Source organism: Zafaria cholistanensis (assembly GCF_008580665.1).
Classification (GTDB): Bacteria; Actinomycetota; Actinomycetes; order Actinomycetales; family Micrococcaceae; genus Zafaria; species Zafaria cholistanensis.
Window position 1 is genome coordinate 214689 of sequence record NZ_BKDJ01000001.1, and the last position, 26199, is coordinate 240887.

A 26199-nucleotide genomic window follows, 5' to 3' on the forward strand; every position below is an offset into this window, starting at 1 on the left:
CCCGTGCGCGGCCCGGGCTTCGGCAACCATTGCTACCCTTGGGTCCGTCCGTCCACCACCACCCTGCGCATGGGAGGAGTGCAAGCTGAGGCAGCACCTGCTGGAGCACATGCCGGAACACATGCCGGAACACATGCCGGAGCCGGCAGGCATCGCCGTGTCCCGGGAACGGATCACCGCGGCCCTCGACGGCCGGCAGCGGCTGACGATCCTGCGCGCCCCTGCCTTTGCCGGCAAGACGTTTGCCCTGGCGCAGTGGGTCCGGGACCGGATCCGCGCGGAGGAATCCGATGGTGCCGGCTACGCCTGGTGGGACACGGGACGGGAACCGCCCGCCACCGCGGACGCGGTCCTGGCGGCGCTGGGAAGGCTTGGCGGGGGACCGCGCGTGCTGGTGATGGACCATGCGGGACTGCGCGTCCAGGACCCGGCCGCCACTGAAACCCTGGCCGCCTCAACGATCCCCGAACTGCTAGCCCGGTGCCCGGACCTGCGGATCGTCATGACGGCGAGGTACCCAACCTCCTTGGAACTGGCGGCCCCGACCCTGCCCTTCTCCACGCGGGTCATCGGGCCGGACGAGCTCGCCTTCACGGCAGCCGAGGTGAATCTGCTGGGCATGCGGCACGGCTATCCGGACGCGCCGATGCTCTCCGAACGGCTCCGCGAGGCCGCGCAGGGAATGCCCGGCCTGGTGCGGATGTATTTCGGCGCCTTCGACCCGGGCAACCCCGGCGATTTGGACACCGCCATGCGCACCTGCCCGGGGGAGGCGCTGGCGCGCATGGTGTATCAACGCCATTGGGTCTTCGAGTTCCCCGAGCCGCTCCAGGGGCTCGCCGCCGTGGCGCTGCGGGCCATCGACACCGCGGCCGGCACCGGCCCGGAACTGCTGGCACTGCTGGCCGACGGCGTCCCCGGCCTGCCGGAGGAAGCGGCCGGCCCCGCCGCCGTCGAACAGGTCAGGGAGCGGATCGAGGCGCTGGGCCTGCTGGACTACGGGAACGCCGGCGGACTTCTGCGCACCCGGGTGGTGGAGCCGTGGCGCCGGGCGGGGACCATGGCAGAGCACCGGTTGGGGCTGGACACCATGGCCGCGCAGAAACGGATGGCCCTGTGGGCCTTTGACCACGCGGAGTTCGTCCCGGCCCTCAAGGCGGCCTTGGCCGCCCTGCGGGGACGGGACATTGACGCGCTGCTCCTGGACCGGAGCGCCGAACTCGATTCCCTGACCCCGCAGCAGTGGTTTGCCATCCGCCGTTCCGTCCCCGGCCCGGGCCCGCGGACGCTGCTGCTGGACCACCTGGATTTCACCATGGACTGGGCCGCCCGCGACTTTGGCACTTGGGATCCCTCCCTCCTGGCCGATCTTCAGAGGCAGCTGCAGGACCCTGGCGTCGCCAAGGCCTGGCGGCGGGAGCCCCTGCGGCGCTGCGTGTTCGACTCGATGATCGCCTTCTATGCCACGCTCGCCGGGGACCGCCGCGCCGGCGTTGAGGCCGCCACCCGCGTCGCCTCCCTGGTCCAGTCCAGCGGAGGTTTCGAGGGGGCCGCCCAGGCGGCCGCGGACCGCGCGGCGCTTGTTGCGGCGGAAATACTGCTCCACGAGGACCGGCACGGGGTGGTGTCCCAGCTCGTCCGCAGCCTTCGGGAACGCAGGGCCAGCGCCCAGACCGACCTCACCCGCTTCCGGGCCGCATGCCTGGAAGCGCTGGCGCTGGCGCTCGCCGGTTTCATGACACAGTGCGGTTCAGCACTTGAGGACCTGGAACGGAGCGGGTGGCCCGCCGACTGGCTGGAGGGCGACCGGGGGGCGGCGTACCGGATGGCGAAGGCCGTGTTCCTGGCCGAGTCAGGCGACCTCCCCACCGCCCGCCTGCTGCTGGACTCCGTGGGCGCCGGCCGCACCGCGCACATGCTGCAGCGGCCCCGGAGCATGGCCGAATTCCTGTGGCTGACCGTCTACGCCGCGTCCGTCCCGGCCGGCCGGCCACTGGTCCACGACCGCCTGGAGCGGCTGGAACAGGAAACGGAAGACATCCCCGCCAGTTCCCGGATTGGCGTCGATGAGGCGGAACGCAAGGCATCGGCGGCCTACCTGCGGCTGATCCTCGGCGACTTTGGCGAAGCCCGGCGGCTGGTGGGAACCGGAGCGGCTTCCTCCGTGGTGGGCAAGCTGCTGGGCCTGCGGCTTGCCCTGGCGGTGGGCAGGACCTCTGCCACGGAGCTGGGCCGCATAATGGCGCGCATCGACAAGGACCAGCCGCGCTGGCGGGCCGTCGGCGGATTCCTTGGGGCGGTCACCGCCGCCCTGCAGGGCGATGTCCGGACAGGCCGCGAAAGCGCGCTCGCCGCGGATGCCCTCTGCCGGCAGAACGGCCTCCGCGGTCCGTGGCTGATCCTGAGCGAGTCCGAACGCGGCCTCCTTCAGCGGCTGGGGATCCTGGCGGAGCTCCATCCGCCTGCCCTGAAACCGATCCTGGCGATCGGCGAGGCCTCCCTGGCGGGGGAGCTCAGCGACCGCGAAGTCGAAGTCCTCCGCTCGCTCGCCTCCCACCGGACGCTCCAGAACGTGGCGGACGATCTGCACTTGTCACTGAACACGGTCAAGACCCACGCCAGGCGCATCTACCGGAAACTGGGAGCGGCCACTCGGGCCGAGGCACTGCTCCGTGCCGCCTCGCGCGGGATCATTGACGGCCCCGGGGAATAGGGGCGGGGGAATATAGGCGCCGGAAAAGCGGGTGGCCGGGCCACCCGGATGACGGGTGAACGAACGGGTGATTAACGCAATGTTCCGGAACCAATCGCGTTTTTGCCTTCCGGGAGGCGGGCATACTTGAGGCTGCGCCGCGGTATTCCCCCCCCGGCGGCGCACAATGCCGGGCATGCCGACCTTATGGTCCGCTGTTTCCCCCGAAAGCCCGGCGCGCTTCACCCAAAGGCCCATGCCCCCCGTTCGGGACCATGGCCCTTTGGAAGAACACAAGGCCGTCGCGGCGCTTTCCCCCAAGCGTGCCGCGGCGGCCTTTGTTATGTCTCCCCGTGTTGTGCCTCCCAGGTGCCGGTGCGGTTCCGGTTGCCAGGGGGAAGGCTGGCAGGGGGAAGGCTGGCAGGGGGGGTGCACTTAAGGGCCCGGTCTGCGTAGCGCCGGGGCGTGTGCGGATGGGACCCGCGTAATGCAGCCCTGATCTGAGTAGTGGCTACTCATGTGGGCGCCGGACTCCGGTTTATACAGTGGAAACACAGCTGCATTCGGGGGATTACAAATCTGAAATGTGGTGTCCGAGGGGCTGCGGCCCTGCCCGGGCACCGGTGTTGGCCGCTGGCGGGGGAAGCAGGGGAAGGCTTCCGCGGGCCAGCGCTGACGCTCCGCCACCACTCACACCACCATCCAATCCACCGCCCAGGGGCATGGTCCGCTGGGCGTTCTCCTGCGGGCGCGGCCGGCCGGCCGCTCCCTGCGGGGGTAGGCCGGCGGTTGCGGCCTGGCGGGCAGCACGGCCGGAATCCCCCGGTCAGCCAAGCGAAACACCTGATGAAAGTATCTGAATCTGCTTGAGGTAGCTGAATCTGCTTGAGGTATCTGGGGGGAGCTTCGCTGTGAAGTACGACCGTAGTTTCGGAACGGGGAAATTGGAAGAGGCGCCGGGAACGGCGGTGCAGCTGACCGCCGCACCGCCGCCGGTGGCACCGGAAGCAGGAACGCAGGCCGTGTGGCCCGCGGCGGGGGAGGGGCAGTCCGCCGCGCCACGGTTCGGTCCGGAGGCGGCGGTGTTCCCCACCCTGCCGGCGCCGCCGGAACGGACACTGCTGGACATCATCAACCACACCATCGACACCCACCCCACCGCGGCCGCCCTGGACGACGGGACAGGCCCGGTGACCTACCGGGAGCTGAAGGAGCGCATGGAGGGCCTGGCCCGCCGCCTGTGGAGCTCCGACGTCGGCGCGGGAGACCGGGTCGGGGTGCGGGTGCCGTCCGGTTCGGCGGACCTCTACATCGCCATCCTCGGCGTGCTGGCCTCGGGGGCAGCCTACGTCCCCGTGGACGCGGACGAGCCCGATGAACGGGCACAAACTGTATGGGAGGAAGCCGGCGTCTGCGCTGTCATTGGGGCCGGGCTTGAGATCGAGGTGATCCCCGGCGTCGCGCCGACGGGACAGGTTCCGCAGCCCTCGCTGGACGACGACGCCTGGATCATCTTCACCTCCGGCTCCACCGGCAAGCCCAAGGGCGTGGCGATCACCCACCGGTCCGCGGCCGCCTGGGCCGATGCGGAAGCGCGGATGTTCTGCACCGAGCGCCCGCTGGGCCCGGGGGACCGCGTGTTGGCGGGCCTGTCGGTGGCCTTCGACGCCTCCTGCGAGGAGATGTGGCTGGCATGGCGTAACGGCGCCTGCCTGGTCCCGGCTCCGCGGGCGGTGGTGCGCTCGGGGGCGGACCTGGGGCCGTGGCTTGCCGGACGGCGCATCACCGTGGTGTCCACCGTTCCGACGCTGGCGGCCCTGTGGCCGGCGGAGGCGCTGGAGGACGTCCGGCTGCTGATCTTCGGCGGAGAGGCCTGCCCGAACGAACTCGTCGCGCGACTGGCCGGCCCCACCCGGGAGGTATGGAACACCTACGGCCCCACCGAGGCCACCGTGATCGCGTGCGGAGCGCGGCTGGACGGGACCCCGCCGGCCCGGATCGGCCTGCCGCTGCAGGGGTGGGACCTTGCGGTGGTGGATGCCGGCGGCCGGCCGGTCTCTTGGGGCGAAGAGGGCGAACTGATTATCGGCGGGGTCGGGCTGGGCCGGTACCTGGACCCGGCCAAAGACGCGGAGAAGTACGCGCCCATGCCCTCCCTCGGGTGGGACCGCGCCTACCGCAGCGGGGACCTGGTGCTGGCCGATCCGCACGGCCTGGTGTTCGTGGGCCGGGCCGACGAACAGGTTAAGCTCGCCGGGCGGCGCGTGGAGCTGGGGGAGATCGACAAAGCCCTTTCCGCGCTGCCGGGGGTGGCCACCGCGGCCGCCGCCGTGCAGTCGACCCCCAGCGGCAACAAGGTCCTTGCCGGCTACCTGGTGCCGGAGGCCGGAGTGAGCCTGGACCTGGCCGCGGCCCGCGCCCGGCTGGCCGGGCAACTGCCGGCCCAGCTGGTCCCGGCGCTGGGGATCATCGACAGCCTTCCAACCAAGACCTCCGGGAAGGTGGACCGCAAGGCCCTTCCCTGGCCGCTCCCGGCGAGCCCGGGCGGCGCGGAGGGCGGCGGGCACCTCAGCGGGGAGGCCGCCTGGCTGGCCGGGCACTGGACGGACCTGTTGGGACCGGTCCCGCTGACCGAGGACACCGACTTCTTCACCGTCGGCGGCGCCAGCACGGCCGCCGCCCAACTGGTGTCCGCATTGCGGACCCGCTATCCGGATGTCTCCATCGCGGACATCTACGCCCACCCCACCCTGGGAGGCATGGCCGGGATGCTGGGCCGGCTCGGTGCCGCCACCGGGTCCGGGCGGACCATCCGTCCCACCCCGTGGTGGACGGGCCTGGTGCAGATCCCGGTGGTGCTGGGCCTCTACGGGGTGGCTGGACTGCGCTACGTGGCGGGCATGGCGGTGGTGTGCGCGGTGCTTTTCCGGGTGACCGACGCCCCGTGGATGCCCAACCCCCCGCTGCTGCCGACGCTGGCGGCATGGGTGGTGCTGTACAGCCTGCCGTTCCGGTTCCTGTTCGCCGTCGGATCCGCCCGCATCCTGCTCGCCGGAGTCCGCCCGGGCACCTATCCCCGGGGCGGGTGGGTGCACCTGCGCCTGTGGGCGGTGGAACGGATCGTCACCTTCTGCAAGCTGGAACCGGTCATGGGCACCCCGCTGGCCCCCTGGTACGCCAGGGCCCTGGGCTGCTCGGTGGGCCGGGACGTCCACCTGGATACCATGCCGCCGGTCACCGGGCTGGCCTCCATCGGCGACGGGGCGGCCATCGAGTACGAGGTGGACCTGGCCGGGCACTGGCTCGACGGCGACCAGTTGCGCATCGGGCCGGTGTGGATCGGAGCCGGGGCCCGCGTGGGCACCCGCTCCACCCTGATGGGCGGCGGCCGCGTCGAGGCCGGCGCCGAGGTGGCGCCGGGAACCTGCGTGGACGGCACCGTCCCGGCGGGCGAACTGTGGGAGGGGTCGGCGATGGTGCGCGTGGGAACCGCCGGCGGGGGCTGGCCGCAGAAACCCCTCAGGCAGCGGCGCCAGGTCAGGGTCGACCTCCTCTACCCGCTGTCCCTGATGCTGCTGGCCCTGCTGCCCCTGCTGAGCGTGCTTCCGGGTGGCCTGCTGATGGTGCACGTCATTGCCGGCATCAGCCGCCTGGAGACGGCGCTGTGGACCCTGGCGCTGTGGAGCCCGGTGTTCGTCGTGGCGACCCTGGGCACCTACCTGTGCCTGACGGTGGCTCTGGTGCGCGCCCTCCGGCCACTGCTGGCGCCCGGTTTCCATCCGCTGCACGGAACCGCGGCCTGGGCGGCGTGGCTGACCAACGCCCTGCTCGCCAAGTCCCTGATCTCCACCTACCCGCTCTACGCCAGCCTGGCCACCCCGGCCTGGATGCGCCTCCTGGGGGCCACGGTGGGCCGCAACGTGGAGATTTCCACGGTGGAGACGCTGCCGCACCTGACCACGGTGGAGGACCGCTCCTTCCTGGCCGACCATTCAATGGTTTCCGCCCCGCGGGCCCGCGAGGACTGGCTGCACCTGGGGCACGCGAGGGTGGGAAGCCGGTCCTTCGTCGGAAACTCGGCCATCGTGGGGCCGGACCGCGAGGTCCCGGAGAACTCCCTGATCGCCGTCCTCTCCTCCGCGCCCCGCCACATGCCGCCGGACTCGTCCTGGTTCGGCCGTCCCGCCGTGGAACTGCCCCGGCCGGTGGACGACGCCGACACGTCACGGACCTACGACCCGCCCCGGCGCCTGCTGGTGGCGCGGGCTGCCGTCGAAATCTGCCGGATCCTGCCGGCCGTCATCACCGCGTGGCTGGCGCTGGCCACCGTCCTGGTGCTCTTCACCATCCAGGCCGAGGCCGGCCTGCCGGCCATGGTGGCCTGGTCCGGGCCGGTCCTGCTGGCCAGCGGCATTGCCGGCTGCCTGGCGGCGCTGGCGGCCAAATGGGCGCTGATGGGCAGGTTCAAGCCCTCCGAACATCCCCTCTGGAGCTCCTTCATTTGGCGCAATGAGCTGGCCGACGTGTTCTCCGAATCGCTCGCGGTGGCCGGGCTGGTCCGGATGAGCCTGGGCACCCCGCTGCTGAACTTCTGGCTGCGGCTGATGGGAACCAGGGTGGGCCGCGGCGTGTGGTGCGAAACGTGGTGGCTGCCCGAATTCGACCTGATCCGGCTGGGGGACGGGGCCAGCATCAACCGGGGCACGGTGCTGCAGACCCACCTCTTCCACGACCGCATCATGCGCATGGACCGGGTGGTGCTGGAGGCCGGCTCCACCCTCGGCCCCAACAGCATCGTCCTGCCGGGCAGCACGCTGGGGGAGCGGGCCACGGTCGGTGCCTGCTCGCTGGTCATGCGCGCCGAGGCCGTACCGCCCGGGGGCAGCTGGACAGGCAACCCGATCCGGAACTGGGTACGCGAAGCCCCCGCAGCGGACAGGGCCTGAGATGGGCCAGGGAGCACCCTCACCCGGTCAGTCCCTGCCCAGGGGAGACGGAGTGGAACCTCCGATGACCAAGCCCGCGGGGAAACGCCTGAAGGGGGTGGATGTGGCGCGGGGCGTGGCGCTGCTGGGCATGATGGCCATCCACCTCGTGCCGGCCTGGACGGAGGAGTCCGGGACCAGCCCGGTGTGGACGCTGCTCGCGGGCCGTGCGGCCGCGCTGTTCGCCCTGCTGGCCGGGGTGTCGCTCACCTTCACCTCCGGTGGCGCCGGGCTGCTCTCCGGGCAGGCCCTGGCCGGGGCCCGGGCCGCGCTGGCCGTGAGGGCGCTTGCCGTCGGCGCCATCGGGCTGGGGGTGGCCTACCTGGACCCGCCGGCAGCAATCATCCTGGGATACTACGGGGCCATGTTCCTGCTGGCGGTGCCGCTCCTGGGCCTGGGCCCGCGTACGCTGGCCCTCGCCGCCCTGGGCTTTGCGGTCCTGGGGCCGCTCCTGATGCAGGAGGTGCGCGACTGGCTCCCCGACCTGGACGGCTACGACCCGACACTGACGGACCTGGTCGCCCGCCCCGGGACCGTGGCCGCCGTCCTGCTGTTCACCGGCAGCTATCCCGCCGTCCCGTGGATGGCCTACATCTGCGCCGGGCTGGCCGTGGGGCGCCTGGACCTGAGGTCCAGGGCCATCCAGGTGCGGCTGGTGGCCGGCGGCGTGCTGCTGGCGGCGGCCGGCTGGCTGGCCTCGCTGCTGATGATGGGTCCGCTGGGCGGGCGGGAACGGATCCTGGCCGCGACGCCGGGGCTGAAAGCGGCAGAACTGGAGGAACTGCTGGTCTACGGCCCGGACTTCGGCCTGCCCACCACCACCCACTGGTGGCTGGCCGTGCTGGCCCCCTACTCGACCACCCCGCCGGAAATCATCGCCACCACCGGAACGGCCCTGGCGGCGTTGGGGGGACTGCTGCTGCTGTCCCGCGCCGGGGGCGCGGTGCTGGCACCGCTGGCCGTGATGGGGGGAATGACGCTCACGCTCTACACCGGCCACCTGGTGCTCCTGTCCACGGGCCTGCTGCTGCGCCACCCCTGGGCGGCCCTGGCCGTGCACGTGGCCGGCGCGTTGCTGTTCGCCTTGATTTGGCGCAATGTCACCGAAGGCAGGCCCGGGCCCCTGGAGGGACTGGTCTCCCTTGCCGCCAAGCGCACGGGAGCCTGGATCGGTCCGGCCGCCACCCGCGGCCGGAGGACCGCAGCCCGGACGGGCCCGGGCTGATGGGACACCGGTCCCGCCCGCGGTGGTGGAGCGCCAGCGCCGGGGTGGCGGTGCTGGCGCTGTTGGCCATGCTGCTGTTGGTGGACGTGCTTCGGCCGGGAGGGGGGAACGGCGTCCCGGCGGAAAAGGGCACGGTCCAGGCTGCCCTGCCGGAAGCCGGCCCCTGCGCCCGGCTGAACGCCGGCCAGGTGGCCTACCCCGCCCACGGCGCGCGCCGGGTCACCTTTGCCACGGCGGCCGCCTATGGCGAATCCCGGGTGCTGATCACCGGGTGCGCCAGGACTGCCCGGGGGTACATCCAGGAATGGCAGGCCACCGGGTTTGCCGGCGTCTCCGGGTTCGCCCCGCCGGGGCAGATGTGGGAGGACACCGGCTACTCCCCGGTGGGATCATTCACCTTCACGGAGGCCCTGGGCCGGGCCGACCCCGGCACGGCCCTGGAATACCACACCATCAACCGGCGGTCCCGGTGGGGCGGGGAACACGGGCCCACCTACAACCAGTACTTCGAGGGCCGCGGGGGCCGGGCGGACGAGAACCTGTGGCACTACATGCGCCAGGGCCACTACGAGCAGGCGGCCGTCATCAACTGGAACCGCGAACCGGACATGCCCACGGTGCAGGGCGCCTCCTACGCCATCTTCCTGCACACCGGCAACTCGGTGACGGTGGGCTGCATCTCCACCGACCTGGACACTGTCACCACCCTGCTGCGCACTGCCGTGCCCGGAGACCGGATCATCATGGGGGTGGAGCCGGACGTCTTTGCCGCCCCGGCGACCGCCGCCACCAACCCGGCCACGCCTCCGCCGAGCCCGCCGGCGGGGCTGTGAACAGGCTGTCCGCGGGCCCAGAGTTTGCTGTCCGCCGGGGCATTTCCGGCCTGCAGCCGGCCAGCCTGTCCTAAACTGGCTCCGAACCGACCGCGGCGAGGCGGGACATCACGGATTTAGGGCCAAGGTGCAGGCAACAGGTGCAACAGTGACGATCGACGGGCCGGACCCGGGCCGGGAACTCTACGAGGAGCGGGCCAAACTGCTTCCGGGCCTTTGGATGCCGGAGGCACCTCCATGGGACTCCCTGACCGAGGAGGCCAGGGAGCGGTGGCGGCGCAACGCCAGCGCGTCGGAGGCGACGGGCGAATAGCCGCCGGGCAGGCACACCCGGTGCCTGAGGGCCGTCCCGCCCCCGGTGCTAGGCGACCGGTTCCACCTCCACCGCGACCCGGTGCTCCCCGATGCGGGTGAGCACCAGCGTGGCCTTCGCCTTCGCGGACTTGCCCGCCCCGGCCAGCAGGACCTTGCGCAGCTCGTCCGGGGTCACGTCCACCCCGCGCTTCTTGATCTCCAGGACCCCGATGCCGCGCTGCTTGACCCACGCGCGCAGCTTCTTCACGTGGTACGGCATCACCTCCAGCACCCGGTAGGCGCGGGCAAAGGGCGTGCGCACCAGCCCGGGGGCGCAGAAATAGGCGATGTGCGGGTCCAACAGGTACCCGTCGGCCAGTTCCACCGCCTCGGCGACCAGCCCGGCACGGATGACCGCGCCGTCCGGCTCATACAGGTACCCCCCGATCCCGCCCAGCTCGGCGCGGGCGGGGGCGCCGGCGTCGTACTCCTCGCCGCTGGTCAGTTCCGCGCCGCCGTGCGCCCCGATCACCAGCGCCGCGCGCCGCACGCCCGGCCGGGCCAGCGGGCCGAACCACAGGGCCACCTCGGTGACCGCCCCGTCCACCGACACCCACTGGGCCTCGCAGCCGGCCGGAACCGAGGCGTGCGGGATGCCCGGGCCCAGCTTCACGCCCACCGGCAACCCGGCGTCGGCCAGCTTCTCCACGAAGGACAGCGGGGGACTGAACGCCTCCGGGTCAAAGATGCGCGAGGTGCCGGACGTGGAGGTGGTGCGCCGTGCCGGGTCCAGCCAGACCCCGTCGAAGCCGGCCAGGTCAAAGCCGGTGGCGTCCGCGTTCACCACGCGCGCGTTCGGCCACGGCATGAGGTTCAGGGTCGCGGCCGCGGCGGTGGCCTCGTCCAGTTCGACGGCGGTCACGTCCAGGTCCAGGGTCGCCATGGCCATCGCGTCGGCCCCGATCCCGCAGCCCAGGTCCGCGACGCGGGTGAGGCCCGCGTTGGAGAAACGCTGTGCGTGCAGGGCGGCCACGTTCAGCCGGGTCGCCTGCTCCAGTCCGGCCTGGGTGAAGACCATGCTCGCGGCGAACGGGCCGAACTTGGCCTCGCCCCTGGCACGCAGGCGGGCCTGGTGCACGACGGCGGTGGCCACTTCCGGGGTGTGTCCGGCCTTGCGCAGGGCCAGGTTGAGGTCGAAGGCGCCCTGTTCGGTGCGGGCGGCGGCCGGGTCCACGGTGTTGAGCAGCGCCCAGCCCTCGGGAGTCAGGACGGGGGCAAGCTGGTCGGCGGGGCCGGTGGAGGGTGAAACCATGCGCTCCAGTGTAGGCGGCCGGGTGCGGGAGCTGCCTGGACGCTATGGGCCGGGGGGTCCCCAAGGGCACCGCGGGCCAATGCGTCGGGGCAGGGGGGTACGGTGGTGGGGTGGTGGATGAACAGGACAGGACCGTGCGCATGGGTCCGCAGGACGGGGTGCCGGAAGACGGCGCGGGAGACAGCGCAGCAGCCAGTACAACAGGCAGTGCAGCAGGCAGTGCAGCAGCCAGTGCAGCAGACGGCACGGGAGACGGCGGGGGAGAGGGGCTCCTGGCCCGGTTCCCGGAGGCCGTGGACGCGCATGCGGCGGCCGAGGCCGCCGGGCCCGTGCCGGTCGGTGCGGCCGGCAGGGCCTTCCGGGTGCTGCTGTACGGGGGGATGGCCGTCGGGGCGGTATCCGCCCTGGCCCTCGCCGCCTCGTTCGTCCTGCACCTGGTCCTGGTGGGGACCTCCGTCCGTGCCGGCTACGCCTACTTTGCCGCCGGCCCCGAGGGCGAGGCCGTGCGGGAGTTGCTGGGCGTGCCGCTGGGCGGATTCGTGGCCGCCGTCGTCGTTTCCCTGGCGGCGATCTGCGTGGGCGCCTTCGGGGTCCTGCGGGAGCGCAGGCGCGCCGCGATGTGACGCAAATTGGCACTCGCCTTGACCGAGTGCTAACCCTTGCCTAGAGTCGTTCTTGGCACTCGGCCGGTCCGGGTGCCAAAGCCTGAGGTACTTGCCAGCTGGCACCGCGACGACGGTTGGTACGCCCAACGGCCCCGTAAACCATTAGGTAACTCACGCAAAGGAGAGTGCCGCATGCCGGTCTCCATCAAGCCCCTCGAGGATCGCATCGTTGTCCAGCCGCTCGAGGCTGAACAGACCACGGCCTCCGGCCTGGTCATCCCCGACACCGCCAAGGAAAAGCCGCAGGAGGCGAAGGTTGTCGCCGTGGGCCCGGGCCGTGTCGACGACAACGGCAACCGCGTCCCGGTCGACGTGGCCGAGGGTGACATTGTGCTCTACTCCAAGTACGGGGGAACCGAGGTGAAGGTGGGCGGCCAGGAGTTCCTGGTGCTGTCCGCCCGCGACGTCCTCGCGATCGTCGTCAAGTAGTTTTCCAGCGCTCGAAGCCCCGGCCCCCGGCCGGGGCTTCCTGCACATGATCTAGGAGTTAAAAGCATGGCAAAGCAGCTTGCCTTCAACCATGACGCCCGCAAGGCCCTCGAGGCCGGCGTCGACAAGCTCGCCAACACCGTCAAGGTGACGCTGGGCCCGCGCGGGCGCAACGTCGTCCTGGACAAGAAGTGGGGCGCGCCGACCATCACCAACGACGGCGTCACGATTGCCCGCGAGGTGGAGCTGGACGACCCGTACGAGAACCTCGGCGCCCAGCTGGCCAAGGAGGTCGCCACCAAGACCAACGACGTCGCCGGCGACGGCACCACCACCGCCACCGTGCTGGCCCAGGCCCTGGTCAAGGAGGGCCTGCGCAACGTGGCCTCCGGCGCCGCCCCCGGCGAGGTCAAGCGCGGCATCGAGGTCGCCGTCGAGGCCGTTGCGGCCCGCCTGGCCGAGAACGCCCGTCCCGTCGAAGGCAACCAGGTCGCCAACGTGGCGGCCATCTCCGCCCAGAGCGAGGAGATCGGCGAGCTGCTGGCCGAGGCCTTCGGCAAGGTCGGCACCGAGGGTGTCATCACCATCGAGGAATCCTCCACCACGCAGACCGAACTGGTCCTCACCGAGGGCATGCAGTTCGACAAGGGCTACCTGTCCCCGAACTTCGTGACCGACCCGGAGCGCCAGGAAGCCGTCCTGGAAAACCCGCTGATCCTGATCAACTCCGGCAAGATCTCCACCGTGCAGGAGTTCCTGCCGGTGCTGGAGAAGGTGCTGCAGGCCGGCAAGCCGCTGTTCATCATTGCCGAAGACGTCGAGGGAGAGGCACTGTCCACCCTCGTGGTGAACAAGATCCGCGGCACCCTCAACGCCGTGGCCGTCAAGGCCCCGGGCTTCGGCGACCGCCGCAAGGCCATGCTGCAGGACCTCGCGATCCTCACCGGCGCGCAGGTCGTCTCCCCGGACCTGGGCCTGAAGCTGGACCAGGTGGGCCTCGAGGTGCTCGGCACCGCCCGCCGCGTCACCATCACCAAGGACTCCACCACGATCGTCGACGGTGCCGGCTCCGAGGCCGACCTCGCCGAGCGCGTGGCCCAGATGAAGGCCGAGCTCTCCCGCACGGACTCCGAGTGGGACCGCGAGAAGCTGCAGGAGCGCCTGGCCAAGCTCGCCGGCGGCATCGGCGTCATCAAGGTCGGCGCCGCGACCGAGGTCGAGCTCAAGGAGCGCAAGCACCGCATCGAGGACGCCGTGTCCTCCACCCGCGCCGCGCTTGAGGAAGGCATCGTCGCCGGCGGCGGCACCGCCCTCGTCGACGCGCTGGCCGTGCTGGACACCGACCCGGCCGTGCTCGCCCTCGAGGGCGACGCCGTGGCGGGCGTGGGCATCGTGCGCCGCGCGCTGGTCCAGCCGCTGCGCTGGATCGCCCAAAACGCCGGCGTCGACGGCTACGTGGTGGCCAACAAGGTCTCCGAGTCCGGCCTCAACCAGGGCTTCAACGCCAAGACCGGTGTGTACGAGGACCTGCTGGCAGCCGGCGTGATCGACCCGGTGAAGGTCACCCGCTCCGCCCTGCGCAACGCCGCCTCCATCGCCGCGCTGGTGCTGACCACCGAAACCCTCGTGGTCGAGAAGCCGGCCGAAGAGGACGCGCCCGCGCACGCGGGCCACAGCCACTAGCCCCGGCACTCCGCCTGACCGGACCCCAGGGACCGGTGTGGCGGCACGACGGCGGGGCCCCGCCTTCCGCACCTGCGTGCGGTGGGCGGGGCCCCGCCGTCGTGCTGTGTGCTGTTGCCCGGCAGCGTGCTGTTGCCGGGCAGCCACCTAGGCCTCCGGAGCGGCCGGGCCGGATCCCTCCGCGGTGCGGGCGGGAAGTGCCGCTACCAGTTCCGCGGCCGGAACGGGGCGGCTGTAGAAGTAGCCCTGTGCGCGGCTGAAGCCCAAGTGGCGCAGCAGGTCGGCCTGGTCCTGGGTCTCCACGCCTTCAACAATGCAGCCCAGCTGGCAGGCCTTGACCAGGCCCAGGGTGGCGGCCAGCAGCGCCAGCTGCTGCTGGTCCCATTCGATGCCCAGGATCAGCGAGCGGTCCAGCTTCACCCCGGAGACGGGCAGCCGGTTCAGGTACCCGATGGAGGAGTAGCCGGTGCCGAAGTCGTCGATCTCCGTGGCGACACCCATCCGCTGCAGGGCCAGCAGCGAATACCGGTCCAGCGAGTCGCCGCTGATCAGGTTGTGCTCGGTGACCTCGATGGCCAGGCAGGACGCGGGCAGCCCCTGGCGGCGCAGGGCCGCGCGGACGATGTCGGGGAAATCCAGCATGTGCAGTTCCGCCGGGGTGACGTTCACATGCAGGGTGAAGCCCTCGCCGACCAGACCGGTGCGACGCCACCGGGCCAGGTCCTTCAGCGTGGAGTCCAGGATCCGGGCGGTCAGCCGCGGCAGCAGGCGCGCTTCCTCCGCCAGGCCCAGGAACTGGTCCGGCACCACCAGGCCGCGGTCCGGGTGGTTCCACCGGGCCAGGGCCTCGACTCCCACCCAGCGGCCCGATTCAATGTCCACGATGGGCTGGTACACCGGGAAGACCTGCGGGGTCTCCAGTGCGGCCCGCAGGTCCCGCAGCAGCAGGGTCTTCTCCTGGCGCTCGTAGAGCATGAAGTCCTCGAACTCCTGCACCTTGCGGCCGTTGGACTGTTTGGCCACGTACATGGCCGTGTCCGCCTCCACCAGCAGCCGGTTCGCGTCGTGCTCCGGGGTTGCGTGGGCCATGCCCAAGCTGGCTCCCGGGGAGACCGAGACGCCGCGAATCTTGATTTCCTTATTGATCAGTTCGATCAGGCGGTTGCCGACTTCGCCCGGGAAGGGGCACCCCGCCGGCAGCAGGACCGCGAACTCGTCCCCGCCCAGGCGGGCAATGATGTCCCCGGCGCGCACCCCTTCGCGCAGCCGGTCCGCCACGATGCCCAGCACCCGGTCCCCGGCCGCGTGCCCGTACGTGTCATTGATGCTCTTGAAGGCGTCCAGGTCCAGCAGCATCAGGAGGGGAGCAGGTTCCCCGCGGCGGTGTTCGTCCAGGCTGTGCTCGATCTCGCGGAGCAGGGCCCCGCGGTTCGCCAGCCCGGTCAGGGGATCCGAATAGGCCAGGACCTGCAGCCGGTCCCGGGCCTCCTCCAGCTGCGCGGTGCGCTCGGCGACCCGCTGATCCAGGGTGGCATAGGCCTGGGACAGCTCCATGGCCATGGTGTTCACTCCGACGATGATCGCGTCGATCTCGTCCCGGCGCGGGCTCGGCTGCAGTCCGGTGGTGAACTTCCGGTCCGCGATGTCCAGGATGGCCGCGACGATGCGTTCAATCCGGTCGTCCCCGGGAGGGACTGACGATGCCGGTTCAGGCATCGCGCTTCAGGTAGTGGAGCGCCTCGTCCCGGTCCTCGAGGTAGCGGGCCTCGGTTCCGTGCGGCAGCGCGGACATCATGAACCGTGCGGTGACGCGGTCGGCGGGGCCGCTGCCCAAAAACGCGATCCGTCCGATTCCATCGAAACCGCCCAGCACGCAGGAGGCGCGGGGAGCGACCCCGTCCAGCGCGGAGACGTGGACCAGCAGGTGCGCCGGCACCTGCCCGGATCCGCTCCCCGCTGCGGCGTCGGAGAGCTGCCTGACCAGCCGCGCGGTCAAGGTGGTGCGCGGCGCGAATCCGACCTCCAGGACGCCGCCGGGAAGGGGGCGGAACGTGGTGGTGTCCGGGGACGCGGTGGAATCCGCGGAGTGCGGGCCAAGGGGGGAAGGGGCAGGGGCCGGAGGGGCAGGGGCGGGAGGGCTCGGGGCCGGCGGGCCGGCGGCCTCCGGGGCCGGCAGGACAGCAGGATCGCTGGCCCCACTGCCTTGGGTCCAGGTTCCGGTGCTACTTGCCAACGCCAATCCTCCTCCTGCGGTCCTTGGAACCGCGTAGGTCCCGGTTCAAGCGCCGGTCACCTTGATAAAGGATAGTTGCCCAGTCTGTGTTCTCCGGCGCCGCCGGTGCCGGAGCCGGTTTTGCGGCGGGTTTCTCCTTGGGAGCGACGAACAGCCAGTTGAGCAGACCCAGCCCCATGTCCACCAGCGAGTTCTTGATCCCGATGTAGGCGCGGATGGCGAAAAGGGCCGAGATGGCGTTGAACCCGGCGAACACGGCGTTGCCCCAGTTCTGCTCCCGCACGTCCCGCCACAGGGTGAACAGGGAGAACGCCACGATCAGGTAGGGGACCACCACATAGAGGCCGGGGGAGGCGGTGCGGTCGCGGACCTTGGGCGTGCGGACGAAGGGGATCTTTTCGCCGGTGAACGCCTGCTGGATGGATTTCAGGACCCCGGCCAGGTTCACCGGCAGCAGCACCAGGTTGAAGCCGTAGATCCGGAAAATATCTGAGAACCGGTGGCCGCAGTCGCGCAGGTCCGAGCCCATGCACAGGAAGTAGGGCACGGCTGCGGCAAAGATGAACGGGCTCAGGAGCCGGCTGTCGTAGGGATAGGCCAGGAGGAAGACCAGCCCCACGCTGGCCCAGGTGATCGAGGCCATGTAATTTACCCGCAGCAGGATTTCGCGCAGCTGAAGGGGCTGGCGCTGGAAACGGCGTTCGCGCAGCTGCCTCCAAAACTTCGGCAGGATGAGCAGGCCACCGTTGGCCCAGCGGCGCCGCTGCACCACCAGGGACCCGAAGTCGGGGGGAGTGGCGCTGTAGCTGAGGCGTTCGGGGTAGTTGGCCAACTGCCATCCGTAGGTTCCGAGGTCGACGCTGGATTCGGTGTCCTCGATGACCGTGCGGTCCTGGATGTAGGTGTGGATCTCGTATCCGCCGACCGTGTTGACCTCCGCGATGTCCAACAGGGCCTGCTTACGGATGATGGCGTTGGCTCCGACCCAGAAGGTGGCCCCGTGGGCGGTCATGCCCTGGTGCAGGATGTGCTGGATGTCGGTGGTGGCGCCGGCCACCCGTTCGATGCGCGTGGGGGCGCCGCGGAAGGACGAATAGGGGGTCTGGGTCACGGCGACCCGGGCGTTTTCCTCCGACTCGAGGAAGTACACCAGGCGCAGGCAGTAGTCGCGCAGCAACAGCGAGTCCGCGTCCAGGGTCAGCAGGTATTCGCTGTCGGGGATGTCCAGCACCCTGTCCGGCTCCGCTTCCTCCGCGTCCTCCATTTCCCGCAGGACCAGCGCATCGCCACGCGGGTCGAGGAGCCAGCGCCGGCCCATGACGGCGATGTAGGAATTCAGGTTCATCGCCTTGTTCGCCTCGGGGGAGAGGTTCGCGTAGCGCTTGCGTTCGAAGTAGGTCAGCTTGGCGCTGAAGATCCTGACCAGGCGAAGGTGCAGTTCCTCCAGCCGCTCCAGGGCGGGGGCGGTGTTCTGGGCCTCGGCCGCCGTCAGGGCCAGCAGGGTCAGGCGCAGCTCCCGGGACAGGCCCATGAGGACCGAGTCAATGAAGAACTCGTCGACGTGGTCGTTGACCGGTTCGGCCTCGGCCATGGCCTCGAGCCATTCGGCCGAATGCCGGTAGCTTCCCGACAGCTGCGGCAGCAGTTCCTCGGCGGTGGCCCCCGCCCCCCGGGCCTGCCGGAAGGCCTCCAGGGAGGCCAGGGCCTGCCGGTGCGGAACGTGCAGCGCACTTTCGATCGAGGCCGCAAGGCTGCGCGTCGCTTCGAGCTTGGCCGCGACCTCGGGATCGGTGGGGAACGGATGGTCATCGATCAGCAGCACGATCCGCAGGTCGGGAAACTCCTGGAGGGCGGCGGACCACAGCGTTCCGCGCACGACCGCCGGCTCTTCGGCATAGCTGGGCACCAGGACCGTAATGCCCTTGTCGTAATCCCGGAAGTGGCGGTCCAGTTCGCCGCGGGGGGCACGCTTGTGCTCGGCGAAACGGTGCAGCGCCGCCTGCCGGGCCGTGAGGTACATCAGCGCCGAGAATGTCAGGAACGTGACCACCACCAGGTAAAGGACGGCCTCGAACTGGAAACGGAATCCCACGCCGGGATTGTTCGCCAGCTGCCGCAGGACCGTGGTGATGATATAGAGCGCCCAGAAGGTGAGGGTCGCGGCAATGGCCAGCCGGCCCCAGGCAAGTTTCCGCTTGGAGGGGGTGGGATGGACGATCGAGAGCGGCTCCGAGCGGCGTTCAGAACCCCACTGGCGGCGGCGGGGAGCCCCTTCGGGGGCGGGCGCCTGCGGAGTGGCCGGGCTTCCAGGCCTTTCCGGCGTGGCAGCAGTGCTGCTGTAGGTCATCCGCTGTGCCTTCTGGTTATATAAAACTGGTTACATAAAAAGGTGCTGCTTTGACAACCCCACCGCAATGTTGTGACGCTTGCTACCCGGGTTTCGTCCGATTGTAACGCACTGCGTTACGCTGTGGATCGGTGCGGTCGCATATAACGCTCCGACATGGCGCGGGGCGGTGTCCGCAGAGGTGCCCGAAACCGATGCCGGAGGGCCGCAGGCGGTGCCCGGCGCCGCCGCTGGAAAAGGGTGGGAACCATGGCTTCACGTTTTGCGGGACGGCGGCTTTCCGTCGTCAGGCTCTCCATTGTCCTCGCCATCGCCGCCCTTTTAGTCCAGGGAGCGCTGCTCTCCTGGGGCAAGGTGAAGGACGCCGCCCAGGCGGAGCAAACCCATTCGTGGTTCGGCCCCTACGTGGACGCGACCTCGACGCCCTTCTATCCCATCGGGGATGGCGTCGCCGCGGGCGAGCGGGTGGTCCTGGCGTTTGCGGTGGCCGATCCCGAAAAACCGTGCCGGCCCTCGTGGGGCGGCTACTACTCGATGGACGAGGCTGCCGGGACCTTCGACCTGGACCGCCGGGTGGCGCGGGTGCATGAGGCCGGCGCATCCGTGGTGGTGTCCACCGGAGGGCTGATCAATGAGGAGCCGGCCGTGGCCTGCGAGGATCCGGCCCAGTTGGTTACCGCCTATGCAGACCTGCTGGAGCGCTACGATTCGTCCACCCTTGACCTGGACATCGAGGGTCCCGCGCTGGAAAACCCGGCCGCCTCCGCGCGCCGGGTCCAGGCGGTGCGGGAGTTGCAGGGCCGCTTCTCGGCCGCCGGCAAACCCCTGGAGGTGTGGCTGACCCTGCCCGTGGCGACCGGGGGCCTGACGGCGGCCGGACTGGCCGAGGTGGAACGGTACGTGGCCGGCGGCGTCGATCTGGCCGGCGTAAACCTGATGACCATGAATTTCGGCGAAACGCGCTCCGCCGGGCAGTCGATGGCCGCGGCCTCCATCCAGGCCGCCCGCAGCGCCCATCAGCAGTTGAAGGAACTTTACGGCTCCCACGGCGAGGAGTGGGGGGAAATGTCGCTCTGGAGCAAGATCGGGCTGACCCCAATGCTCGGCCAGAACGACCTGATGGGGGAGATCTTCACGCTGCAGGACGCCAGGGACCTCAACGCTTTTGCATTGGAGGTGGGCGTGGGCCGCGTCTCCCTGTGGTCGGCCAACCGGGACTTCGACTGCGGCCCGAACTACCCGGACCCGACGCGGGTCTCCAACAACTGCAGCGGCGTTCCGCAGGGGCAGGGGGAGTTCTCCTCCCTGTTGGCGCAGAACATCGAGAAGGTGGCTCCGCCCCCGGCGGCCGCACCGTCCGGTGGCCTTCAGGCGGCCCAGTCGGCCCCGGCGGCCACGGCGATCGTCGACAACCCGGAAACCAGCCCGTACCCGATCTGGGAGGAGGAGGCCGCCTACGTGGAGGCGGAACGGGTCGTGTGGCGCGGCAACGTCTACGAGGCGAAATGGTGGACGCAGGGCGACGCGCCCGATGCCCCGGTGGCGGCCGCGGCGGAAACCCCCTGGACACTGGTGGGGCCGGTGCTTCCGGGCGACAAACCGGAGAAGCCCGTGACCGCCCCGAAGGGGCTTTACCCGAACTGGTCGCCCAAGAGGGCCTACTCCAAGGGAGACCGCGTGCTGTTCGAAGGGCGGGTGCTGGAGGCGAAGTGGTGGAACACCGCGGAGAGCCCCGAAGCGGCGCTCCGCTCGGCCGCGAACACACCCTGGCGGGTGTTGGCGAACGACCAGGTCAAGGCCCTCGTGGTGGCGTTCAAGAAGTCCTCGGGTTCCTGACGCGCGGCATCCCGGGCCGCAGGGCGGCGGGGAAAAGGATTTGGGCTACCCCGCCGCGTCCCCGCCGGCGAGGGCTTCCAGGCGGGCAGCCTCGGCGAACTTCTGCGCAGCCTCGGGACGCTTGAGCGCCTCAAGGGCTGTGCCCCAGACCCGGTAAGCGGGGACCAGGTACGCGGCGGCACGGTCGCTGACGCGCGAAAGTTCCGTGGCGAGGACTTCATCGGCCGCCTCGGGGGCGTTGGTGGCCAGGTCCCATCGTGCCCGGGCAACGGCAAGCCCCACCCGGTCCATCTCCGTAGCGGCCATGACTTCATGCGCCAGCATGGCCCGTTCGATGCAGTCGCGGGTTTGTTCGATCGCGAGGCCCGCCTGGAGCTGCAGGTCCGCGGAAGCCCGGTTGAAACGGGCCCAGAGCTGTATGTCGTTGGCGGAGGAGAGCAGGGAAGACGCGCGCGCGTGGTAGTCGAGGCCGCAGTCGGTTTCCCCGACCAGGAAGGCAAGATTGCCCAGGGTCCAGAACCCCTTGCCCGCGGTCTGTGCGTCGGCGGCGGATTCCAGCAACAACGCCAGGTCGGCCTGCCGGGCCCATGCTTCCTGGCTGCGGCCGGCCTCGACCAGCGCCGCGATAAGGGCCTGGAAGGCCTGTGCGCGTATTTCCGTGGTTCGCGGGGCCGGACCCAACAGTCCCAGTGCCTCCCCGGCGCAGTTGGAGGCGGCGGAAAGGCGTCCCTGGCAGCGCAGCGCGATCGACTCCAGCACCAGGGACTGGGCCCGCAGGGCCGCGTCGGCGGCCGCGGCGGGGGAGGAGCCCATGCGGCGCGCCACGGCCAGCATGTCCCGATAGCTGTCCAGTGCGTGCAGCGCCTCGGCGTGCGCCCGCTCGAAGTGCCACCGGAGCGCTGCGTTGTCCTGCGCGCGGGCAGCCTTGGCGCCTTCCCGCGCGGCGCGGATCACCGTCTCGTGGTCGCCCTGGCGCTGGGCGCGCCGAAGGAACGCCTCAATGCCGCGGAGGTCGCCCGGAACGTGTGACGGGTGCATGGGACCAGTATGTCCTAGAGGTGCATGAACCCGGGGTTTGGCAAGGCTTTTCGGGCCGGATGTTGGAACATTGTTTGTCGGCTGCTCACTTTTTTCACTTAATTCCCTTCCTTCACTCCAGTAACAATGGAATAGTGTCGGGCCAGAGTGTCCATTCGGGACGCCCTGCTCCGGCAGCCACCACCACCAGAGACAAAGGTAAAAATGAAGAAGTTCCTGATGAAGTCCGCCGCCGCCCTGGCGGTCGTCGCCGCCCTCGTCACCGGCGGTGCCGCCGCGGGCTCTGCCACGGCCGACGAGGCCAACGCCGGCGGCAACTGGCCGTACAGCACCACCACTTACGGTGGCAACTGGCCGTACTAGGCCGTACTAGGCCGTGCCAGGCCGTAATTAGGCCGCGCAGCGGGCAGCCCCACCACCCGTGGGGCTGCCCGCCCGGAACCAAGCCCGCCCGGAACCATGCCCGCGCGGTGGATCGGCCCCGCCGGACGTGACCAGTTGCACCTTTCCGCGCCTTTCCGGAGCGCCCCCCGCTGGTAAAATTTTCTGCTCGGGGTGGGGCAGCCCGCCGGGGAACCGACACAAGACCGATCCACCACGGAAGGTGCGCGACGTGGCTTCAACACGCCCTGCTCCGGCACGCCTTGACCCGGCACACCCTGCCCAAAAAACCGCTCTCCCCAAAACCGCCACCCCCCAAACCCCTGCCGCTGGCCGTCCCGCGGGCGGCCCCAGGCCCGGGTACCGCCCGGACGTGCAGGGGCTGCGCGCCCTTGCCGTGCTGATGGTGGTGGTGTACCACGTATGGCTTGGCCGGGTCTCCGGAGGGGTAGACGTCTTCCTGCTCATCTCGGCGTTCCTGCTGACCGGATCCTTTGTCCGCAAGGTGGAGGCGGGACGCCCGCTCAGGTTGCCTTCCTACTGGCTGAACCTGTTCCGGCGGCTGCTGCCGGCCGCCGTCGTGATCCTGCTGGCGGTCCTCGCCGCCACCGCTAACCTGCTGCCGCGCAGCCGCTGGGCGGAGATTTTCAGCCAGTCCTGGGCCAGCCTTTTCTACGTCCAGAACTGGGCGCTCGCCGACGCTGCGGTCGACTACTACGCTCCGGACCACTCTGTCGCCAGTCCCCTCCAGCACTTTTGGTCCCTCTCCATCCAGGGCCAGGTGTTCATCCTCTGGCCGCTGGTTTTGGCCGCCTGCGCCGCGCTGTGGCGCGGGGCGGGCGCGTTGGCCCGCCGGCGCGGGGTCCCGGTACCGGGGTTCCGGCTAGTGGTGGCGGCCGCGTTCGGGGCCATCTTCGCGGCATCGCTGGCCTATTCGATCCAGGCCACCGCCGCGGACCAGGCCTGGGCCTACTTCGATACGCGCGCCCGGCTGTGGGAGTTTGCGCTCGGCTCGCTGCTGGCCCTGGCAGTTCCGTACGCCGCGAAGCTGCCCTCCGCCGTGCGGGTGGGGCTTGGCTGGGCCGGGCTGGGGGCGATGCTTTCCTGCGGAATCGTGCTGCAGGTGCAGCAGTCCTTCCCCGGGTGGATAGCGCTGTGGCCCACCCTGGCCGGCGCGGCGGTCATCGCCGCCGGCGGCACCGGCAGCCGTTTCGGCCCCGACCGGCTGCTCTCCGCCCGCCCGCTGACCCGTCTCGGGGACATCTCCTACGGCCTGTACCTGTGGCACTGGCCAATCCTGGTCATCTACCTGGCCACCCGGCACACCGCCGTCCCGGGATTGGCCGGCGGGGCCGCGGTGGTTGCCCTCTCCGTGGCGCTGGCGTGGGCCACCACGAAGGCGGTGGAGACCCCGCTGCGCTCATGGCGCTGGCCGACGGTGCGACGCCGGCGGCTGGGCCTGGTGATTGCCGTCCTGATGGCGGTGGTCGCCGCCCCGCTCAGCGGATGGCAGGCACGCGTCGCCGCCTATGAGCGGATGGCTGCCACCCAGACGGTGCAGGACAACCCCGGGGCGGAGGCGTTGCGTCCGGGCTTCGAGTACGGCGGGAGCCCCGCGGCGGCCGTGCTCCCGCTCACCACCGAACTGGACGCTGAATGGGCGGAATTCGACGGCCCGTGCCAGGGGGAATACGCTCCCGTGGATCCCAGGATCGAACAGTGCTACGTGGCCGGGGATCCGGCGAGCGCCCGCAAGACGGTGTTCGTGGTGGGTGATTCCCACGCCCAGCACTGGATTCCCGCCCTGCGTCCGGCGGCCGAGCGGAACGGCTGGCTGGTGGTCATGGTGCACCGCCCCGGCTGCCGCTTTGGCGCGGACAGTCCCGAACGCGACGACGCCTGCAACGGCTTCAACGCGGCCGCCTCCGCCTACGTGTTGGAGCACCGGCCCGACGCAGTGCTCACGCTGGCCTCCCTGACGGCTTCCCACGGGGCGCCCGAACGCGTCGTGCCGGGCTACCTTGAGGGCGTGGGGCCATGGCTGGAGGCCGGGATCCGCGTCGCCGGGATGCGCGACACGCCACGCTTCGATTTCCTGGTCCCCGAGTGCGTGGACCTGAACGGCCCGGACTCCGCCGCCTGCACCGTTGGGCGCGACGCCGTCATCGCCGCCCAATCGCCGCTGGAGGAATTGGAGGACACGCTGGAGGGCGGGCGGACCCATGCCGGACTGGGCTTCTTCGACCTGACCGACCAGATCTGCGACGAGCGGCTGTGCCGCCCGGTGATCGGCAACGTGCTGGTGTACATCGACCAGTCCCACCTGTCCAAGACCTACACGGCCACGACCTCCCCGGTGTTCGAGGAACGCTTCAAGGCGGCCCTGGGCTGGTAGCGGCCGGGGCCCCGGGATAGAGTGCCGCGCAAGGGGGGAGGTGCGTCGATGGGATTCGCGCACGGGAGCAGGTGCGGGCACCAGCCCAGGGGCAACCAGGCCTCCAGCGCCGGGACGGCCTGGCCCGCTTGGGAGCCCACGCGCCGCGAGGTGCTGGCCGCCGCCGTACTCGCCGGGGCGGCTGCGTCCGCCGGCGGGGCGCGGGCGGACGCCGCGGTTCCGGCCGCCGTCGTGCGCAACCGGGTCTACACGGTGAGCCGCCGCAACACGGTCACCAGCACCACCTACCCCAGGGCCGAATTCCGCGGCTTGTGGACCGCCAGCGTGGCCAACATCGACTGGCCCTCCAGGACCGGGCTGAGTGCCGCGGCGCAGCGGGCCGAGCTGCGCTCAATCCTGGACCTGGCCCGTTCGCGCCAACTGAACGCGGTGCTGCTGCAGGTCAGGCCCACGGCCGACCGCATGTGGAGGTCCACGGTGGGGGAGCCCTGGTCCAGGTACCTGACCGGCACCCAGGGCAGGGACCCCGGCTATGACCCGCTGGCCTACGCCGTCTCCGAGGCCCACAAGCGCGGGCTGGCGCTGCACGCCTGGATCAACCCGTTCCGCGTGGCCATGGACACCAACCTGAATGCGCTGGTGTCCTCGCACCCGGCCCGGAAGCACCCCGCGTGGAGCTTCGCCTACGGCGGCAGGCGCTACTACAACCCAGGCCTTCCCGCGGTGCGCAACTTCATCCGCTCGGTGGTGGTGGACCTGGTCAGGAACTACGACGTCGACGGCATCCACTTCGACGACTACTTCTATCCCTACCCGGTGGCGGGCCAAGCCATCCCCGACGCCGCGGCCTATGCCGCCCACAAGGGGGCCTTCACCTCGGTCGCCGGCTGGAGGCGCAACAACATCGACGTCTTCATCCGGGACACCAGGGCGGCGCTCAAGGCCGCCAAGCCGCGGGTCGCGTTCGGGATCAGCCCCTTCGGGATCTGGCGGAACTCCTCCTCCAGCAGCCTCGGGTCCGCAACCAGCGGGCTGGAATCCTACTCGGCCCTCTACGCGGACAGCAGGAAGTGGGTCAGGGAGGGCTGGGTGGACTACATCACCCCGCAGCTCTACTGGCACCAGGGGTATCCGGTGGCCGACTACAACGTGCTGGTCGACTGGTGGGCCCGGCAGGTGGCCGGAACCGCGGTGAAGCTCTACACCGGCGAGGCCGCCTACAAGGCCGGGGACCCGTCCCCGGCCGCCTGGCGGGACCCCCACGAACTGCGCGACCACCTCACCAAGGCCCGCGGCGTCCCGGCGGTGCGGGGGCACTGTTTCTACAACACCACCGCGTTCCGGGCGAACAGGCTCAACGCGATCGGCATCCTGGCGGCCAGGCACTACGCCCGCCCGGCCCTGCCGGTTCCGTTTCCGCGGCTGAACGCCGGACGTCCCGCCACGCCCGTGATCAAGTCCGCGGTCCGCGAGGGCGCCGGCGTCCGGCTGACCTGGACCTCCGGCACCGCCGGCGAGGATCCCACGCTGATCGCGATCTGGCGCTGGGAATCCACCGGCTCCGTGGTTCCCCACATCCAGTCCACCGCCACCCACCTGCGCGCGGTGCTCCGGCGCACCTCCGGCACTCAGAGCTGGCTGGACACCGGGGCCACGCCGGGGCGCACCTGCTGGTACATGATCCAGTCGGTCAGCCGGACGGGCATCGACTCCGCCAACGCCACGTGCATCTTCATCCGCGCCTGAGCGGTGCCCTTCCCGCGCCCCCGCGCCATCCCGCCGCCGGGGTGGGGCACAGTGGCGTTGGGCACAGTAAGGAAGGGCCGGAATGCCGCAACCGGGGAGCGCGTT

At 70.6% G+C, this 26199-nt stretch carries 17 protein-coding genes; 12 read left to right on the forward strand and 5 right to left on the reverse strand.

Annotated features, from left to right (window positions below):
* Window positions 1-109: 109 nt before the first annotated feature.
* The 5 genes from NCCP_RS01105 (at window position 110) to NCCP_RS14885 (ending at window position 10048) form a co-directional block, all read left to right on the forward strand.
* Complete coding sequence (locus NCCP_RS01105; protein ID WP_149955247.1) at window positions 110-2713, forward strand: helix-turn-helix transcriptional regulator; 2604 nt, start codon at window positions 110-112, stop codon at window positions 2711-2713.
* A 1061-nt stretch (window positions 2714-3774) separates the two neighbouring features.
* Window positions 3775-7638 carry a Pls/PosA family non-ribosomal peptide synthetase gene (locus tag NCCP_RS01110; RefSeq protein ID WP_225873602.1) on the forward strand — a complete coding sequence of 1288 codons (3864 nt, stop codon included), beginning with the start codon at window positions 3775-3777 and terminating at the stop codon, window positions 7636-7638.
* 64 nt (window positions 7639-7702) lie between these two features.
* Window positions 7703-8902 carry a heparan-alpha-glucosaminide N-acetyltransferase domain-containing protein gene (locus NCCP_RS01115; RefSeq protein WP_172627245.1) on the forward strand — a complete coding sequence of 400 codons (1200 nt, stop codon included), beginning with the start codon at window positions 7703-7705 and terminating at the stop codon, window positions 8900-8902.
* Entirely contained in the window at window positions 8902-9735 is an 834-nt protein-coding gene (locus NCCP_RS01120; RefSeq protein WP_149955250.1) for a hypothetical protein, read from the forward strand. The genes NCCP_RS01115 and NCCP_RS01120 overlap by 1 nt, the downstream gene beginning before the upstream one ends.
* Before the next feature lie 148 nt (window positions 9736-9883).
* Complete coding sequence (locus NCCP_RS14885; protein ID WP_172627246.1) at window positions 9884-10048, forward strand: hypothetical protein; 165 nt, start codon at window positions 9884-9886, stop codon at window positions 10046-10048.
* A 48-nt stretch (window positions 10049-10096) separates the two neighbouring features.
* Here NCCP_RS14885 and NCCP_RS01125 read toward each other — a convergent pair whose 3' ends face one another.
* The gene (locus NCCP_RS01125; RefSeq protein ID WP_149955251.1) at window positions 10097-11341 is read right to left on the reverse strand and encodes a THUMP-like domain-containing protein; all 1245 of its coding nucleotides are present in this window, start codon (window positions 11339-11341) and stop codon (window positions 10097-10099) included.
* Between the two features lie 110 nt (window positions 11342-11451).
* On the opposite strand from NCCP_RS01125, the gene NCCP_RS01130 reads away from it, so the two are divergent.
* From NCCP_RS01130 to groL, 3 genes are all read left to right on the forward strand, one after another.
* On the forward strand, window positions 11452-11964 hold the full coding sequence (locus NCCP_RS01130; protein ID WP_149955252.1) for a hypothetical protein: 513 nt from the start codon (window positions 11452-11454) through the stop codon (window positions 11962-11964).
* Window positions 11965-12138: 174 nt separating this feature from the next.
* A complete protein-coding gene (gene groES, locus NCCP_RS01135) occupies window positions 12139-12435 on the forward strand; it encodes a co-chaperone GroES (protein WP_149955253.1) in 297 nt (98 codons plus the stop codon).
* A 66-nt stretch (window positions 12436-12501) separates the two neighbouring features.
* On the forward strand, window positions 12502-14118 hold the full coding sequence (groL, locus tag NCCP_RS01140; protein ID WP_149955254.1) for a chaperonin GroEL: 1617 nt from the start codon (window positions 12502-12504) through the stop codon (window positions 14116-14118).
* A 147-nt stretch (window positions 14119-14265) separates the two neighbouring features.
* On the opposite strand, the gene NCCP_RS01145 is transcribed toward groL, so the two are convergent.
* The 3 genes from NCCP_RS01145 to NCCP_RS01155 are packed head-to-tail and all read right to left on the reverse strand — an operon-like array spanning window position 14266 to window position 18698.
* Window positions 14266-15834 carry a putative bifunctional diguanylate cyclase/phosphodiesterase gene (locus NCCP_RS01145; protein ID WP_149955255.1) on the reverse strand — a complete coding sequence of 523 codons (1569 nt, stop codon included), beginning with the start codon at window positions 15832-15834 and terminating at the stop codon, window positions 14266-14268.
* The gene (locus tag NCCP_RS01150; RefSeq protein WP_149955256.1) at window positions 15827-16351 is read right to left on the reverse strand and encodes a SpoIIAA family protein; all 525 of its coding nucleotides are present in this window, start codon (window positions 16349-16351) and stop codon (window positions 15827-15829) included. The genes NCCP_RS01145 and NCCP_RS01150 overlap by 8 nt, the downstream gene beginning before the upstream one ends.
* Window positions 16341-18698 carry a glycosyltransferase family 2 protein gene (locus NCCP_RS01155; protein WP_149955257.1) on the reverse strand — a complete coding sequence of 786 codons (2358 nt, stop codon included), beginning with the start codon at window positions 18696-18698 and terminating at the stop codon, window positions 16341-16343. The genes NCCP_RS01150 and NCCP_RS01155 overlap by 11 nt, the downstream gene beginning before the upstream one ends.
* 249 nt (window positions 18699-18947) lie before the next feature.
* Between NCCP_RS01155 and NCCP_RS01160 the strand changes: the two genes are divergently transcribed.
* A complete protein-coding gene (locus NCCP_RS01160) occupies window positions 18948-20534 on the forward strand; it encodes a chitinase (protein ID WP_149955258.1) in 1587 nt (528 codons plus the stop codon).
* A gap of 45 nt (window positions 20535-20579) precedes the next feature.
* Here NCCP_RS01160 and NCCP_RS01165 read toward each other — a convergent pair whose 3' ends face one another.
* Window positions 20580-21572, reverse strand: a complete 993-nt coding sequence (locus NCCP_RS01165) for a hypothetical protein (RefSeq protein WP_149955259.1) — start codon at window positions 21570-21572, stop codon at window positions 20580-20582.
* Between the two features lie 204 nt (window positions 21573-21776).
* Here NCCP_RS01165 and NCCP_RS14890 point away from each other — a divergent pair, with 204 nt between their 5' ends.
* The 3 genes from NCCP_RS14890 (at window position 21777) to NCCP_RS01175 (ending at window position 26094) form a co-directional block, all read left to right on the forward strand.
* Window positions 21777-21935, forward strand: coding sequence for a hypothetical protein (locus NCCP_RS14890; RefSeq protein ID WP_172627247.1), 159 nt, complete (start codon window positions 21777-21779; stop codon window positions 21933-21935).
* 391 nt (window positions 21936-22326) lie between these two features.
* Entirely contained in the window at window positions 22327-24348 is a 2022-nt protein-coding gene (locus NCCP_RS01170) for an acyltransferase family protein (protein WP_149955260.1), read from the forward strand.
* Between the two features lie 48 nt (window positions 24349-24396).
* Entirely contained in the window at window positions 24397-26094 is a 1698-nt protein-coding gene (locus NCCP_RS01175; protein ID WP_149955261.1) for a glycoside hydrolase family 10-like protein, read from the forward strand.
* Window positions 26095-26199: the final 105 nt, after the last annotated feature.

Coding starts and splice junctions, on each gene's coding strand:
- NCCP_RS01160 (WP_149955258.1), top strand. CDS start 18,948: ATGGCTTCACGTTTTGCGGGACGGCGGCTTTCCGTCGTCAGGCTCTCC.
- groL (WP_149955254.1), top strand. CDS start 12,502: ATGGCAAAGCAGCTTGCCTTCAACCATGACGCCCGCAAGGCCCTCGAG.
- NCCP_RS01115 (WP_172627245.1), top strand. CDS start 7,703: ATGACCAAGCCCGCGGGGAAACGCCTGAAGGGGGTGGATGTGGCGCGG.
- NCCP_RS01125 (WP_149955251.1), bottom strand. CDS start 11,341: ATGGTTTCACCCTCCACCGGCCCCGCCGACCAGCTTGCCCCCGTCCTG.
- NCCP_RS01120 (WP_149955250.1), top strand. CDS start 8,902: ATGGGACACCGGTCCCGCCCGCGGTGGTGGAGCGCCAGCGCCGGGGTG.
- NCCP_RS01105 (WP_149955247.1), top strand. CDS start 110: ATGCCGGAACACATGCCGGAACACATGCCGGAGCCGGCAGGCATCGCC.
- NCCP_RS01175 (WP_149955261.1), top strand. CDS start 24,397: ATGGGATTCGCGCACGGGAGCAGGTGCGGGCACCAGCCCAGGGGCAAC.
- NCCP_RS14890 (WP_172627247.1), top strand. CDS start 21,777: ATGAAGAAGTTCCTGATGAAGTCCGCCGCCGCCCTGGCGGTCGTCGCC.
- NCCP_RS01155 (WP_149955257.1), bottom strand. CDS start 18,698: ATGACCTACAGCAGCACTGCTGCCACGCCGGAAAGGCCTGGAAGCCCG.
- NCCP_RS01165 (WP_149955259.1), bottom strand. CDS start 21,572: ATGCACCCGTCACACGTTCCGGGCGACCTCCGCGGCATTGAGGCGTTC.
- groES (WP_149955253.1), top strand. CDS start 12,139: ATGCCGGTCTCCATCAAGCCCCTCGAGGATCGCATCGTTGTCCAGCCG.
- NCCP_RS01145 (WP_149955255.1), bottom strand. CDS start 15,834: ATGCCTGAACCGGCATCGTCAGTCCCTCCCGGGGACGACCGGATTGAA.